This is a genomic window from Streptomyces sp. NPDC054786, assembly GCF_053611685.1.
The window spans coordinates 137,199-151,316 of the sequence record NZ_JBSHAW010000021.1 but is presented as its reverse complement, the minus strand read 5'-3'; the positions used below and the strand labels follow the sequence as shown (position 1 = coordinate 151,316).

Sequence of the window (14,118 nt, the reverse complement as noted above, 5' to 3'; positions counted from 1 at the left end):
CCCGGGAACCGCTTGGTTCCCGGGCCCCCGGCGTTGCGTACGGCCGGTGGTGCGACCCCGGCGGCGGACGGCCGCCGGGTGCTGCCGCGGCCCGGCGCTACGCCTCCTCGCGCCGCACCGACAGCAGGTCCTCCAACTGCTCCTCGCGCGACTGGGCCGCGACGAACAGCAGCTCGTCGCCGGCCTCCAGCGCGTCTTCCTTGTTGGGCGTGAGCACCCGGGTACCGCGGATGATCGTCACCAGGGAGGTGTCCTCGGGCCACTCCACATCGCCGACCCGGGTGCCGGCCAGCGCGGCCTCCGGGGGCAGCGTCAGCTCGACAAGGTTGGCGTCGCCGTGGCTGAAGCGCAGCAGCCGTACCAGGTCACCGACGCTCACCGCCTCCTCGACCAGGGCCGACATCAGACGCGGCGTGGAGACCGCGACATCGACGCCCCAGGACTCGTTGAACAGCCACTCGTTCTTGGGGTTGTTGACCCGGGCGACGACCCGCGGCACGCCGTACTCCGTCTTGGCGAGCAGCGAGACGACGAGGTTGACCTTGTCGTCGCCGGTCGCCGCGATGACGACGTTGCAGCGCTGCAGCGCCGCCTCGTCGAGCGAGGTGATCTCGCAGGCGTCGGCCAGCAGCCACTCCGCCAGCGGCACCCGCTCGACCGAGATGGCGGTCGGCGCCTTGTCGATCAGCAGGATCTCGTGCCCGTTCTCCAGCAGCTCGCCGGCGATGGAACGGCCCACCGCGCCGGCGCCCGCAATCGCGACCCTCATGCGTCCGCCCCTTCAGGACCCGTGGCGAATGCCGCTTCGACCTTCTCGACCTCGTCGGTGCGCATCATCACATGCACCAGATCGCCTTCCTGCAGCACCGTCTGCGAGGTCGGCAGCATCGCTTCGCCCAGCCGGGTGAGGAAGGCGACGCGGACGCCGGTCTCCTCCTGGAGGGTGCTGATCTTGTGTCCGACCCAGGAGGGGGCGGTGTGTACCTCGGCGAGCTGAACGCCGCCGCTCGGGTCCCGCCACAGCGGTTCGGCGCCCGACGGCAGCAGCCGGCGCAGCATCTGGTCGGCCGTCCAGCGGACGGTGGCGACGGTCGGGATGCCGAGGCGCTGGTAGACCTCGGCGCGGCGCGGGTCGTAGATACGGGCCGCGACATTCTCGACACCGAACATCTCACGGGCCACCCGGGCGGCGATGATGTTGGAGTTGTCACCGCTGGAGACGGCCGCGAACGCGCCTGCCTCCTCGATGCCGGCCTCGCGGAGGGTGTCCTGGTCGAAACCGACGCCGGTCACCCGGCGGCCGCCGAAGGACGACCCCAGGCGACGGAACGCCGTCGGGTCCTGGTCCACCACGGCGATGGTGTGACCCTGGCTCTCCAGGGTCTGCGCAAGCGCGGAGCCCACGCGCCCGCACCCCATGATGACGATGTGCATGCTGATTACCCCGTGCCCTGTACTAGCGCGCTGACCTGCACAAACACCCTGCTCACTACTTTCTTCTCCCAGTACCGGCGACACGAAGCCACGGCTCGCGACAGGACCGGGCGCGTCAGCGGAGGCGCTGGGCGCACCGTGGTCCGGTACAACCGTAGCCGTAATGACGCTCCCGGTAGGGGGCGCGGTGGGCCGTGGTCGGATGCGGATCCGCGCCGTCCGCGCGACGGCATCTCGCGCCGGGCTGCGCCGCGCGGCACCCGTAAGGCACGCTAAGAGGTGTGCCCAACCTGCCTCTCCAGCCCCAACAGGGCTCCTGCACCCCGCACATGGTGGTCTGCGGCGACGATGCGCTGGCGCATCGGCTCGCCGCCGAGCTCCGGGACGTCTACGGCGAACGGGTGACGCTCGTCGTCCCCTCCGCCCGGGAGCCGCACCGCCCCCGCATCCCGTCGCCGGCTCGTGCGCTCGGCCGGGCCACCGCGCTGCTGGGCCGGATGTCGGCGGCGATGACGCGTACGACACCGCTGCCGTCCGAGGGCCTCGATGACGGCGCGGAACCGCCGGAGGAGACCGTCCGGCTCCTGGAGGCGTCGCAGCCGGACGATACGGCGCTGATCGAGGCGGGCATCGTCGAGGCGGGCGCCCTGGCGCTGGTCTACGACGACGATGAGCTCAATATCCATGCCGCACTGCGAGCCCGCCGGCTCAACCCCCGGCTGCGGCTGGTCATCCGGCTCTACAACCGCAAACTCGGCCAGTATCTGGAGGAGTTGCTCGACCAGGCGGCGGCGGTCGCCGCACCGGGCTCCGAGGACGGCGGGGACGCGGAGGCCGCCGATGCCTCCACGACCGTGCTCTCCGATGCCGACACCGTGGCCCCCGCGCTGGCGGCCACCGCGGTCGCCGGTACCAGCAAGGTCATCGAGGCGGACGGGCTGCTGCTGCGGGCCGTGGAGCGTGCGCCGGTGCCACCGGGCCGGCCCGGCGATCCGGGGCTGTGCACCCTGGCGCTGCTCTCCGCCTCCGCCAACGACCCCGAGCACGCACCGAGTTCGGCGGCCGGCGACGAGGGTCCCGTGCTGCTGCCGGACGACGCCGCGGCCGCGGGCGCCGTCGGCTGCGGAACCGTCGTCCTGGAGACCGTCTCCTACACGGGGCGGCCGGTGCGCCCCCGTGGACTGCGCGGCCGGGGCGCGCCGCTCGCCTCGCTCTTCTCCCGGCGGCTGCGCTGGTCCCTGGCCGCGGTCGTCGGCGCGGTGCTGGCGCTGGCCGTCGCCGGCTCCCTGACCACCGGCGAGGATCCGCTGCACGCCGCCTATCTCTCGCTGCTGGACCTCTTCGCGATCAACGACCCGGCGATCCACGATCCGACACCCCGCAAGGTGCTGCAGCTGCTGTCGGGGCTGACCGGGCTGTTGCTGCTGCCGGTGCTGGTCGCGGCGGCGTTCGAGGGGCTCGGCACCTTCCGCAGCGCCTCGGCGCTGCGCCGCCCGCCACGCGGTCTGTCGGGGCATGTGGTGCTGCTCGGCCTCGGCAAGGTCGGCACCCGGGTGCTGGCACGGCTGCACGAGATGGGCATCCCCGTGGTGTGCATCGAAGGGGACCCGGAGGCGCGGGGGATCGCGCTGGCCCGCCGGCTGCGGGTGCCGACCGTACTGGGCGACGTCACACAGGAAGGTGTCCTGGAAGCCGCGATGATCGAGCGCGCGGCCACACTGCTCGCCCTGACCAGCGAGGACACCACCAACCTGGAGGCCGCCCTCTACGCCCGCTCGGTCAAGCCGCGGCTGCGGGTGACACTGCGGCTGTTCGACGACCGGTTCGCCACCGCCGTCTACCGCACCCTGCGTGCCGCGCATCCGCGGGCGCTGACCCGCAGCCGGAGCGTCACCTACCTCGCCGCGCCCGCTTTCGCCGGCGCGATGATGGGCCGCCAGATCCTCGGGGCCATTCCGGTCGAGCGCCAAGTGCTGCTGGTCGCCCGGGTCGAGGCACGCGGCCATGTGGCGCTTGAGGGCCGTACGGTCGCCGAGGTGCTCCGGCCGGGCCGGCTACGGGTGCTGGCGGTCGACACCTCCGCGCCCGACGACCCGGAGACGGACGGCGCGGCAGCCGCGCCACCGCCGGACGCGGAGCGCGAGCCGGCACATCTGGTGCACGAGCTCGGTGACGGCTACGTCCTGCGGCCGCAGGACCGGGTGCTGCTGGTCGCCACCCGGCAGGGACTGGGCGATCTCCACGCCCGGCGCCCACGGGCCGCGAGCACCGGAGCGGCCGGCACCGAAGCCGCCGGCACCGGGGCCGGAGCCGCCCGGCAGGCGTGACTGCGGCAGGCAGCGGCCTTCCGGGCCCCTCCGCATGACCACGCATGGACCGCCCACCCATGACTGCCCACCCATGACCGCCCACCCATGACCACGCCATGACCCCTTACCCCTCTTCACGGCGAATCTGACCTCGCGCTGCGTGACGGGCAGCGTCATTTCGTGACGGACGTCGCCGTTCCCGTGACGGATCGGGTCATCTCCGTGACGGGCCGGGTCATCCACGTGACGAACGCCACGGAGTCGGCCTGTCGGAGCCGTGACGTGCGCGCGACGTGCGGATCCTGTGGAGGCGACGGGCTGTACTGGGCCCCTCAGCAGGGCAGACGCGCCCGGTTCGCCGCGCTGTGCTCCCCGTCGAAGCCACCCGATCCGGTAGCGGGTGGGCGCAGACCTTGACGAAGGCTTAGCATCCTCTGCGTGTCCAAACTGACCGACGTGCCCAAACGGATCTTGATCGGGCGCGCACTGCGCAGCGACAAGCTCGGGGAGACCCTGCTTCCCAAGCGCATCGCACTCCCTGTCTTCGCCTCCGACCCGCTCTCCTCCGTGGCGTATGCGCCGGGCGAGGTGCTGCTCGTCCTGTCCGTCGCGGGTGTGTCTGCGTACAACTTCAGCCCCTGGATCGCGGTCGCGGTCGTGGTGCTGATGTTCACCGTCGTCGCGTCGTACCGGCAGAACGTGCACGCCTACCCGAGCGGTGGCGGTGACTACGAGGTCGCCAACACCAACCTCGGTCCCAAGGCCGGTCTCACCGTCGCCAGCGCACTGCTCGTCGACTATGTGCTGACCGTCGCGGTCTCCATCTCCTCCGGCGTGGAGAACCTGGGCTCCGCGATCCCGTTCGTCGTCGAGCACAAGGCCCTGTGCGCGATCGCCATCATCGTGCTGCTGACGCTGATGAACCTGCGCGGCGTCAGGGAATCGGGCAAGCTCTTCGCGATCCCGACCTATGTCTTCGTGGCCGGCGTCTTCATCATGATCATCTGGGGCGTGATCCGCGGCGTCGTCATGGGCGACACGATGAAGGCCCCCACCGCCGACTTCACCATCCACGCCGAACAGGGCGGGCTGGCCGGCTTCGCCCTGGTCTTCCTCCTGCTGCGGGCCTTCTCCTCCGGCTGTGCCGCGCTCACCGGCGTCGAGGCGATCTCCAACGGCGTCCCGGCCTTCCGCAAGCCGAAGTCCAAGAACGCCGCCACCACCCTGGCCCTCATGGGCGGCCTGGCCGTCACCATGTTCTGCGGCATCATCGGCCTGGCCATGGCCACCCACGTCAGGATGGCGGAGGTCCCCGCCAAGGACCTGTTCGAGCACGGCAAGCCGCTCGGCGCCGGCTACACCCAGGACCCGGTCATCTCGCAGGTAGCCTCCGCCGTCTTCGGCAACGGCTCCTTCCTCTTCATCATCCTGGCCGCCGCCACCGCACTGGTGCTGTTCCTCGCCGCCAACACCGCCTACAACGGCTTCCCGCTGCTCGGCTCGATCCTCGCCCAGGACCGCTACCTGCCGCGCCAGCTGCACACCCGCGGTGACCGCCTGGCGTTCTCCAACGGCATCGTCCTGCTGGCCGGCGCCGCCGCGATCCTCGTCTACCTCTACGGCGCGGACTCCACCCGCCTCATCCAGCTCTACATCGTCGGCGTCTTCGTCTCGTTCACGCTCAGCCAGACCGGCATGGTCCGCCACTGGAACCGCCATCTGCTCACCGAGACCGACCCGGCCAAGCGCCGCCGGATGCACCGCTCCCGCGCCATCAACGCCTTCGGCGCCTTCTTCACCGGCCTCGTCCTCGTCGTCGTCCTCCTGACGAAGTTCACCCACGGCGCGTGGGTGGCGCTGCTCGGCATGGTCATCTTCTTTGTGACGATGTCCGCGATCCGCCGCCACTACGACCGGGTCGCCGACGAGATCGCCGCCGAGGACACCCCCGACGACGATGTGGTCCGCCCCTCCCGGGTGCATTCCCTCGTCCTGGTCTCCAAGGTGCACAAGCCCACTCTGCGGGCCCTGAACTACGCCAAACTGATGCGCTCCGACAGCCTCGAAGCGGTCAGCGTGGACGTGGACCAGGCCGACACCAAGGCCCTGCGGGAGGAGTGGGAGCGCCGCGGCATCGAGGTGCCGCTGAAGGTCCTGGCCTCCCCGTACCGCGAGATCACCCGGCCGATCATCGACTACGTCAAGTCGCTGCGCCGGGAGAGCCCGCGCGACGCCGTCTCCGTATACATCCCGGAGTACGTCGTCGGCCACTGGTACGAACACCTCCTCCACAACCAGAGCGCCCTGCGCCTCAAGGGCCGCCTCCTCTTCACCCCCGGCGTCATGGTCACCTCCGTGCCCTGGCAGCTGGACTCCTCCGAGGCCGCCAAGCTGCGCGCCCGCAAGCGCGCGGAGTGGAACGCTCCGGGTGCGGTCCGCCGTGGCCCGGTCGCCCAGCCGAAGAAGGAAAAGGCCGCCACCAAGAAGTAGCGGCGCCACCGCTCGGCGGGACACCGGGGGAGGCACGGGCGGCAGGACGGACACCACGTCGAGTTACGGGTGCCACCACATGCCCCGACGAGGCGCGAGCCGCAGCCCCGGCCCCGTCACGGCACGGGGCCGGGGCATGACACGGTGGGACGTAGACTTGACGGTCGGCGTCCCGCCGTACCACCCCCGCACCACCCACCTCAGGAGCCCTCCCGCCATGCAGGCAGAACCGAAGAAATCGCTGGTCGGCGAGGAGTACGAGGTCGAGGTCGGCCCGGTCGCACACGGCGGCCACTGCATCGCCCGCAACGACGAGGGCCAGGTCCTCTTCGTACGGCACGCCCTGCCCGGCGAGCGCGTCATCGCCCGCGTCACCGACGGCGAGGAGGGCGCCCGCTTCCTGCGCACCGACGCCGTCGACATCCTCAGCCCCTCCAAGGACCGCGTCGAGGCCCCGTGCCCCTTCTCGGGTCCCGGCAAGTGCGGCGGCTGCGACTGGCAGCACGCCGCCCCCGGCGCCCAGCGCCGCCTGAAGGCCTCGGTCATCGCCGAACAGCTGGAACGACTGGCCGGGCTGTCGCCGGACGACGCCCACTGGGACGGCACGGTCGAGCCCGCCCCCGGCGACAAGGTCGCCAAGGGCGAGGTCCCCGCCTGGCGCACCCGTGTCCAGTACGCCGTCGACGCCGACGGTCACGCGGGGCTCCGCAAGCACCGCTCCCACGACGTCGAGCCGGTCACCCACTGCATGATCGCCGCACCGGGAGTCTCCGAACTCGGCATCGAGAAGCGCGAGTGGCCCCAGATCGCCACCGTCGAGGCGATCGCCGCCACCGGCTCCCACGACCGTCAGGTCATCCTCACCCCGCGCCCCGGCGGCCGCCTGCCCATCGTCGAACTCGACAAGCCGGTCTCCGTCCTGCGCATCGGCGAGAAGGACGGCGGCGTCCACCGCGTCCACGGCCGCCCCTTCGTCCGCGAGCGCGCCGCCGACCGCACCTGGCGGGTCGGCAACGGCGGCTTCTGGCAGGTCCACCCGAAGGCCGCCGACCTCCTCGTCGAGGCCGTCATGCAGGGCCTGATGCCGAAGAAGGGCGATATGGCCCTCGACCTGTACTGCGGCGTCGGCCTCTTCGCCGGCGCCCTCGCCGAACGCGTCGGCGACAAGGGCGCGGTCCTCGGCATCGAGTCCGGCAAGCGCGCCGTCGAGGACGCCCGCCACAACCTCGAGGACCTCGACCGCGTACGCATCGAACTCGGCAAGGTCGACCAGATCCTCCCCCGCACCGGCATCACCGACGTCGACCTCGTCGTCCTCGACCCACCCCGCGCCGGCGCCGGCAAAAAGACCGTCACCCACCTCGCCTCCCTCACCCCCCGCCGCATCGCCTACGTCGCCTGCGACCCGGCAGCCTTGGCCCGCGACCTGAAGTACTTCGCGGAGGCGGGGTATGTACCGCGGCGGATGCGGGCGTTTGATTTGTTTCCTATGACGCATCATGTGGAGTGCGTCGTGATCCTTGAGAGGGCGGCAAAGGGTGCCTGACCTGCGGGTTTGGGTGGTGGGCGTTATGTGCGGTGTGGGCGTTACGGGCGATATCTTGACGCTGAAATGACGCTCTCCGAGGCATCTTGACGCTCATTTGACGCTCGTTCTGATGGGTCGTCAGGTGCTCTGTGTCCTGGTCAGGCGCCCCGCTGGCTGCGTGAGTACGGTGGGGCGCTGAGAGTTCGAGGCGCTGAGTGGAGTCGGCTGTACAGGTGTCCGGAACGCTCAGCAGGTTCTTCGTCTGCTGGGGGTACAGCGCAAGCAGCTCGCTGACCTGCGGGTATGGCAGCGGTGGGGACTTTGCCGGGACCGCTGGCCCAGGAATGGTCCGGATCTTGGCTGATGCAGACCTTAGGGCTGCGGCTCTGTTGGATTGGCCGCAGCCGCCCGCTCCGAGCTGACGGTCCCACCTGGCACAGGTTGTAGAAAGCGTCTTGCGCGGTCCAGGTGGCCTAGATCAGAAGCGTTTTCGCTGTCCAGGTCCTTGTGGTCCAGGTGCGTCGGCACTGTTGGTCAGACGCCTGTGATAACAGGTGAGGGACCTCCGTCGGCTGGCTCCGGCGAGGGCCCTGCGTTCGACGACAGCTTCCTGAAGGCTGAGCTGGGATGTCGGTGCTGCCCTGGAAGTCGACTTGACGTCAGGCCGTGAGCCGCCTGATCAGAAGCAGTGCTGGTGTGGAGATGTATGAGCATGGCAAGCCGCCAGGCGCTGGGTGCGGCGCCTCTTCAGCTTACACTGGCGCCAGGTCGGCGGCGATGTTGTGGATGTAGCGGGGCGACCAGCATTTTTGCAGCTCAGGGGCGGTGTAGGGCGGATTGAAGCATGTGCATTTGCCGCCAGCTGTCATCACCTCTGACAGGGTGCATGCTGACTCGCTGCTGACGTTGATGACGTAGTGCCACCTCTACCTGATGGCATGTCACGTCCGCCCGGTCGCGTGGCGTGGGTTCGGGAGGACGGATGGCCTCGGATGTCGGGCTGCTGTGCAGGCTCGATTTTCGGAATCCGGCCGCTATTAACGCCCTTCTTGAGAATGTGCTTGCGCTCCGAGTGAGCATCCACTCGCCGGGCAACGACGGAACGTGGCGCGCTTCTGGTGGTCCCGGCCGTAGCCTGCCGGCCCGGAGCCCGGTTCAGGCTCGGCCCCGGAGGGCAGGTCACGGGCGGCCTGCTGGAAGAAGCCGGCCTTGGTCACTGGGACATCGCTGTTGACCCGGCTGACGCGGCGCTGTACCGGCTGGCGCAACCGGTCTACGCCCGATACCTAAAGAAGGCGCCGGCCGACCCCGAACACTCGCAGAACGTCTACGGCTCCAGACCCGGCGCCGTGGGACTGCCAGGGGCAGGACGTCACTCCACCCACGGACCATTGGACGATCTGCGCTTGGGGGAGTCGCCATCGCGGAGGTGAACCTGTTCATCGCTGCTCACTCCCACCACGACGTACGCAAGCTCTTCCGGCGGCTGGTCACCGAGGGCGGCACAGGGGACATCGACGCCGAGAATTTGCTGGACGACGCGCCCTTCACCGAGGACTTCGCATCTCCCCCGCCCGAGCGGTACGAAGTCAGCACCGAGGCATCAACGGCCGCAGAGCCCTCAGCACCGGGCAGCGTCGTGCGACGCTGCCCGGCGGTCACCGGTACAGACGCGCTATCCGTTCGGAACTCATCGCGGCAGGGGGCGCGGGCATCTTGCTGCCATGCAGCTTGATGCTTGCCGATGCCGATCGTCTGGGGTGCGAATTCTGGCAGCCTGATGCCGGTCGGTGCAGCGACCGCGCAATGCGTGAGGAGGTGTGGCGGGCGGACAGTGCCTGACGGCAAGCGTGGGGGGCATGTGGACCACCTGAGCAGGGGCCGGACAACCGGGCGCGCGGCTGCTTTGTCGCGGCACGCCGTGGCCGAAGCACCCGATACCGGCTGGGGCCGACCGAGCCCGGCGCGGGCAGTCGCCGGACGCTTGCCGGACGGGCAGCCGCAGGAATTCACGGGCACCGAGCCGGAACAGAACAAGACGGATAACGGAGTTCGCTCCGAGACACGGCCAAGGATCACCATTGACCATCAACGGTTTGCACCAGCGGCTGGCGGCCCGCCCGGGCCGGAAGATGCGCTTCCTTTCCCTCGACGGAACCTCGGTCACCAGGAGCTTCTCCGAGGCCCACGAGGACGTGGACCGGCTTGTGTCGGAACTGCGCACCTGCGGGATCGGGGCGGGGGACAAGGTCGGACTGATCGGGCCGAATTCCTACGAGTGGGTCGTCGCCGACCTCGCGCTCCTCGGACTGGAATGCGTGTCCGTTGCCCTTCCGGGCGAGCGCGGGGAGCCGGTCGATGCCGCGCACCTGTGTGAGAAGTACGACCTCTGCGCGCTGTTGCTCACCGCGCCTCCGGCGGCCGGTTCGCAACTCCCGCCGGAGGCAGCGGTACTCGGCGACCGGCCGCTGCGGCTCCAGAAGCGGAAGGAGACCGGACAGGCTCACCCCCGCCTGCCCGAGGACGTGTTCTCCATCGCCTTCTCCTCGGGGACATCCGGCACCAGAAAGGGCCTGATGATGTCCAAGAAGGGGGTCGAGAAAACCATTCGGACCTCGGGCCGGGCCTGGCAGGTCCGCGAGGACGACAACATCCTCATCGTGATGCCGTTCTCCAACTTCCAGCAGCGGTATCTGCTGTATACGGCGGTCTGGTTCGGCTGCGACGCCACGGTGGTCGCCCCGGAGCGCATGTTCCAGAAGCTGCGGGAATTCGAGCCGACCATCATCCTCGGCCCGCCGTCCTTCTTCGAGGTCGTCCACAACCGGGTGCACTCGGCAGGCGACCGGGACAAACTGCCATACCATCTCGCGGCCATCCTGCACGCCCTGGCGCCAGGCCGGCTCGGCCTCGGCGTGCGGTCCCGGCTGGGCCGGAGATGGACGGGCATGTACGGCTCCCGCGTACGCCTCATGCTCACCGGCTCCGCCCCGGTTCCACCGCGGACCGTAAAGCTCTTCCAGCAGCTCGGGGCGCCGCTGTTCGAGGTGTACGGCAGCACCGAGGTCGGCTGGATCGCCTTCAACCTGCCGGGGAGGCACCGGATCGGCTGCGCGGGCCGGCCGGTCGACGGGGTGGACGTCACCCTTGCCGACGACGGGGAAATCGTCGTCACCACCGAGGCCCGGCAGGCCGTGGGCTACGTCTTCGAAGGGCTGGAAACCCAGCAGAGTGTCTTCCTCACGGAGGGAAAGGTCGCCACCGGTGATCTGGGGCGCATCGATGCCTCCGGATTCCTCCACCTCATCGGCCGGAAGAAGAACGTCATCTTCACCCGGAGCGGGGTGAAGATCAATCCCGAGGAACTTGAGGAGGACATCGAGAAGAACTGCCGGACGACGAAGGCGGTCGTTGCGTCGCTGGGCCAGGACGGTCTCTTGACCTGCATCTCCTGGCTTGAGGAAGAACAGTTCGCGCAGCACGCGGAAGAAGTGGAAGCGTATGTCCGCGGCGCCAACCAGAAGCGGGCCGCATCACACCAGATTGTGGATTTCGTCCACCGGCCGGCGGCAGAACTGACGGTGGAGTCCGGTCTGCTCACGAGAAATCTTAAGGTCGACCGAAACGCGGTCGTCCGGAAAATTCTGGCCGACAGCAAGCAGGTGTGAGAATGAATCAGGGCCCGGTTACCGATGAAGCGATATGCCAGATCATCGGCAGTGTCCTTCCCAAGGCAGCGGCGAAGGGGGGTGTCACGCCGTCGATGAACCTGCGGGCAGACCTGGGCATCGACTCGCTCGCCCTGATGAGCATCGTCTTCGTCCTGGAGGAGCAGGCCGGAATCGATGCCTTCAGCAAGGTGGATCGGTTCATCGGCGCCGAGGATGTTTCCGACATCATCGACATCGTACGCAAGAGCTGAAAGGCCCAGGTCATGAGCAACGCTCCGAAAGTCATCGACTTCCACTGCCATATCGCCTCTGAGATGTGCTTCCCCCGGTCGTTTCAGAGCGGCGTCGTCGACAACATGACGGTGGCACTGGCGAGCCAAGGGCTGCCGGTGACCACGGACAAGGTCGCGAAGATGCACGCGAGTACGCTCGGGGACCCGCTGTGCGACGAACTGGTCAAGCAGATGGACGAGGCCGGGATCAGCGAGGCGGTTCTCCTGGTTCCTGACTTCACCTACGCGTTGAAGGACAGTACGCACAGCATCGCCGAGATCATCGACCACCACAAAGAGGTCGTCGAACGACACCCCGGAAGGTTCCGGGTCCTGGTGGGGGTGGACCCTAGGTGGGGTGCGGACGGCATCGCCCTGTTCGAGAAGGCGATCGTTGACTACCGTTTCGACGGAATGAAGCTGTACCCGCCTTGCGGATACAAGCTGTCGGATGATCTGCTGTACCCGTATTACGAGATCTGTGCCGAGTACTCCCTGCCAGTGCTGTCGCACATCGGCGCGACCTCCCCGGTTCTGGATTTCGAGATCGCACAGCCGATCTTCGTCGACAAGGCGGCCAGGGACTTCCCCGGAATCGACTTCGTCCTGGCGCACGGCAGCGTCCACTATCCGGACGAATGCGCGATGTTGTGCAACAACCGGCCCAATGTCTATGTGGACGTGAGTGGTTACGAGGCATTTGGTACCGCGGCCCTGAACACCCTTTTCCGACGGGGAATCAATCACAAGATCCTCTTCGGGACGGACTGGCCGGTCTTCCGTCTCCAAGGCCGCCAGGTCGACCTCGTCGAGAAGCTGACCAAAGAGGGCGCGTTCCCGGAGACCATGTCCGATGCGGACCGTGATCTGTTCTTCTTCAAGAACGCGGAACGTCTGCTGGGCAAGAACAAGCTGAAGTCGTCGGCGGACACGGCGGGATGACGTCGGTTCCCGGCGGACCGGTCCCTGCGCGCCGTCCGCTGTCCGCGTGATGCGTTGTCCCGCATGCCGGAACCCGAACAATCGCGAGAGTGCGTGCTCGCTGCGTGAATCTCACAGTGCAAGTCCAAGTCCGTTCGCGCATTCGGTGAGGTAATCCGGAGCGCCGACCACAGAAGGGCACGAAGGTGACTGACAACACCCCCTTGGGACTGACCGACGAGCAGGTGGAGTTCTTCAAGGAGAACGGTTTCGTCGGACCGTTCGATCTCTACCCGGCCGAGCAGGCGCCGCTGCTCTGGAACCAGGCGATGATCGAGATGGTCATGTCCGAGAACAAGCCACACGATTCCACGATCATCAACTACGACCGGCACCTGGACTGCAACACGCTGTCCGAACACGTCAGCCAGCCGGCGATCGTACACAAGCTACGCAGCCTCATCGGTGACGACATCCTGTCCTGGAAGACCAACATCTTCCAGAAGGAGCCGGGAGCCACGGGCACGGGCTGGCACCAGGTCGAGACGTTCGTGGTCGGCGAGACCACCACGGATGCGACGCCCTCCCTGAAGTACACCGAGGAGAGCACGTACCTCACGCAGGAACTGACTGTGTGGACGGCATTCTCCCCGGCCAGTAAGGAGAACGGCTGCCTGCGGTTCATCCCGGGCAGCCACAAGAAGTGGTACTACGACGAGAGCAAGAGCCTGACGAGGAACGTGGAGAGCAAGTCCCATGACTTCTTCGGCTATGACTACTCGGAGCTCCAGCTCGACAAGGACTGGGATCCGGACCAGGAAGACATCGTCAACATGGAGATGAAGCCGGGGCAGTTCGTCATCTTCCTGGCCAAGTGCATCCATGGGTCGCTGCCCAATGTGAGCGACACGACCCGGTTGGGATTCGCTTCCCGGTACGTTTCCCCCTCGGTCAAGGTGTACGAGAACGTCAGTGAGCTGAACGAGTTCGGGGACACGATCAACCTCGACTACCACGGGAGCGTGCTGGTCTCCGGCGAGGACCGGTACGGGCACAACCGGATCCACGAGAAGAATCTGAACGGATTCCCCTTCCGGAAGGTTGGTCGTTGATGAGCACCGATCAGCGAGCCGATCTGGAGCCCACCGTGTCCGACAACGCGAACCTGCGGAAGTTCGTCGACTTCCTGGGCACCCAGCCCGTGGCCCGCGAGGTGACGTACGACGATGTGGCTCAGGCGAAGACCAGGGACGAGCTCGGCATCAGCTCGCTCAACATGATCCTGATCGTCGCGAACTACATCAAGGAGCACGCGGGCAACACCGTGGTGCTCAAGCCGGATTGGGTGTCCAGGCTGAACGACGTGGACGGCATCCTATCGGTGTTCCAGGAAATAGACGAGGAATTCCACGCGGCGTCGTCCGCATAGCAACCGAACCCGACCCGGCCGCTCCATCGCGCGAGGGAAAGAATGACTCCTGATCAGCACAGCG

11 protein-coding genes are annotated in these 14,118 nt (G+C 67.9%); 9 read left to right on the top strand and 2 right to left on the bottom strand.

Annotation, left to right across the window (positions count from 1 at the left end; all coding sequences use genetic code 11):
* Positions 1 to 97 precede the first annotated feature (97 nt).
* Positions 98 to 769, bottom strand: a complete 672-nt coding sequence (locus tag ACWGI6_RS19380; protein WP_393903602.1) for a potassium channel family protein — start codon at positions 767 to 769, stop codon at positions 98 to 100.
* On the bottom strand, positions 766 to 1,434 hold the full coding sequence (locus ACWGI6_RS19375) for a potassium channel family protein (protein ID WP_393903603.1): 669 nt from the start codon (positions 1,432 to 1,434) through the stop codon (positions 766 to 768). The genes ACWGI6_RS19380 and ACWGI6_RS19375 overlap by 4 nt, the downstream gene beginning before the upstream one ends.
* Positions 1,435 to 1,763: 329 nt before the next feature.
* Here ACWGI6_RS19375 and ACWGI6_RS19370 point away from each other — a divergent pair, with 329 nt between their 5' ends.
* The 9 genes from ACWGI6_RS19370 (at position 1,764) to ACWGI6_RS19330 (ending at position 14,054) form a co-directional block, all read left to right on the top strand.
* Positions 1,764 to 3,761, top strand: a complete 1,998-nt coding sequence (locus tag ACWGI6_RS19370; RefSeq protein WP_453268641.1) for an NAD-binding protein — start codon at positions 1,764 to 1,766, stop codon at positions 3,759 to 3,761.
* Positions 3,762 to 4,181: 420 nt separating this feature from the next.
* Positions 4,182 to 6,233: an APC family permease gene (locus tag ACWGI6_RS19365; RefSeq protein WP_453268637.1), complete on the top strand. Its 2,052-nt coding sequence runs from the start codon at positions 4,182 to 4,184 to the stop codon at positions 6,231 to 6,233.
* Between the two features lie 217 nt (positions 6,234 to 6,450).
* Positions 6,451 to 7,779: a class I SAM-dependent RNA methyltransferase gene (locus ACWGI6_RS19360; RefSeq protein ID WP_453268636.1), complete on the top strand. Its 1,329-nt coding sequence runs from the start codon at positions 6,451 to 6,453 to the stop codon at positions 7,777 to 7,779.
* Between the two features lie 1,411 nt (positions 7,780 to 9,190).
* Positions 9,191 to 9,496 (top strand): hypothetical protein, encoded by a 306-nt coding sequence (locus ACWGI6_RS19355; protein WP_453268635.1) that lies wholly within the window; start codon positions 9,191 to 9,193, stop codon positions 9,494 to 9,496.
* A gap of 346 nt (positions 9,497 to 9,842) precedes the next feature.
* Positions 9,843 to 11,429, top strand: coding sequence for an AMP-binding protein (locus ACWGI6_RS19350; RefSeq protein WP_453268634.1), 1,587 nt, complete (start codon positions 9,843 to 9,845; stop codon positions 11,427 to 11,429).
* Between the two features lie 2 nt (positions 11,430 to 11,431).
* Positions 11,432 to 11,683 carry an acyl carrier protein gene (locus ACWGI6_RS19345; RefSeq protein ID WP_453268633.1) on the top strand — a complete coding sequence of 84 codons (252 nt, stop codon included), beginning with the start codon at positions 11,432 to 11,434 and terminating at the stop codon, positions 11,681 to 11,683.
* A 12-nt stretch (positions 11,684 to 11,695) separates the two neighbouring features.
* A complete protein-coding gene (locus ACWGI6_RS19340) occupies positions 11,696 to 12,646 on the top strand; it encodes an amidohydrolase family protein (protein ID WP_453268632.1) in 951 nt (316 codons plus the stop codon).
* 185 nt (positions 12,647 to 12,831) lie between these two features.
* The gene (locus tag ACWGI6_RS19335; protein WP_453268631.1) at positions 12,832 to 13,737 is read left to right on the top strand and encodes a phytanoyl-CoA dioxygenase family protein; all 906 of its coding nucleotides are present in this window, start codon (positions 12,832 to 12,834) and stop codon (positions 13,735 to 13,737) included.
* On the top strand, positions 13,737 to 14,054 hold the full coding sequence (locus ACWGI6_RS19330; protein WP_453268630.1) for a hypothetical protein: 318 nt from the start codon (positions 13,737 to 13,739) through the stop codon (positions 14,052 to 14,054). The genes ACWGI6_RS19335 and ACWGI6_RS19330 overlap by 1 nt, the downstream gene beginning before the upstream one ends.
* Positions 14,055 to 14,118: the final 64 nt, after the last annotated feature.

Excerpts from the sequence above, each read along its gene's own strand:
- ACWGI6_RS19375 (WP_393903603.1), bottom strand. The coding sequence starts at position 1,434 with ATGCACATCGTCATCATGGGGTGCGGGCGCGTGGGCTCCGCGCTTGCG.
- ACWGI6_RS19360 (WP_453268636.1), top strand. The coding sequence starts at position 6,451 with ATGCAGGCAGAACCGAAGAAATCGCTGGTCGGCGAGGAGTACGAGGTC.
- ACWGI6_RS19370 (WP_453268641.1), top strand. The coding sequence starts at position 1,764 with ATGGTGGTCTGCGGCGACGATGCGCTGGCGCATCGGCTCGCCGCCGAG.
- ACWGI6_RS19330 (WP_453268630.1), top strand. The coding sequence starts at position 13,737 with ATGAGCACCGATCAGCGAGCCGATCTGGAGCCCACCGTGTCCGACAAC.
- ACWGI6_RS19345 (WP_453268633.1), top strand. The coding sequence starts at position 11,432 with ATGAATCAGGGCCCGGTTACCGATGAAGCGATATGCCAGATCATCGGC.
- ACWGI6_RS19380 (WP_393903602.1), bottom strand. The coding sequence starts at position 769 with ATGAGGGTCGCGATTGCGGGCGCCGGCGCGGTGGGCCGTTCCATCGCC.
- ACWGI6_RS19340 (WP_453268632.1), top strand. The coding sequence starts at position 11,696 with ATGAGCAACGCTCCGAAAGTCATCGACTTCCACTGCCATATCGCCTCT.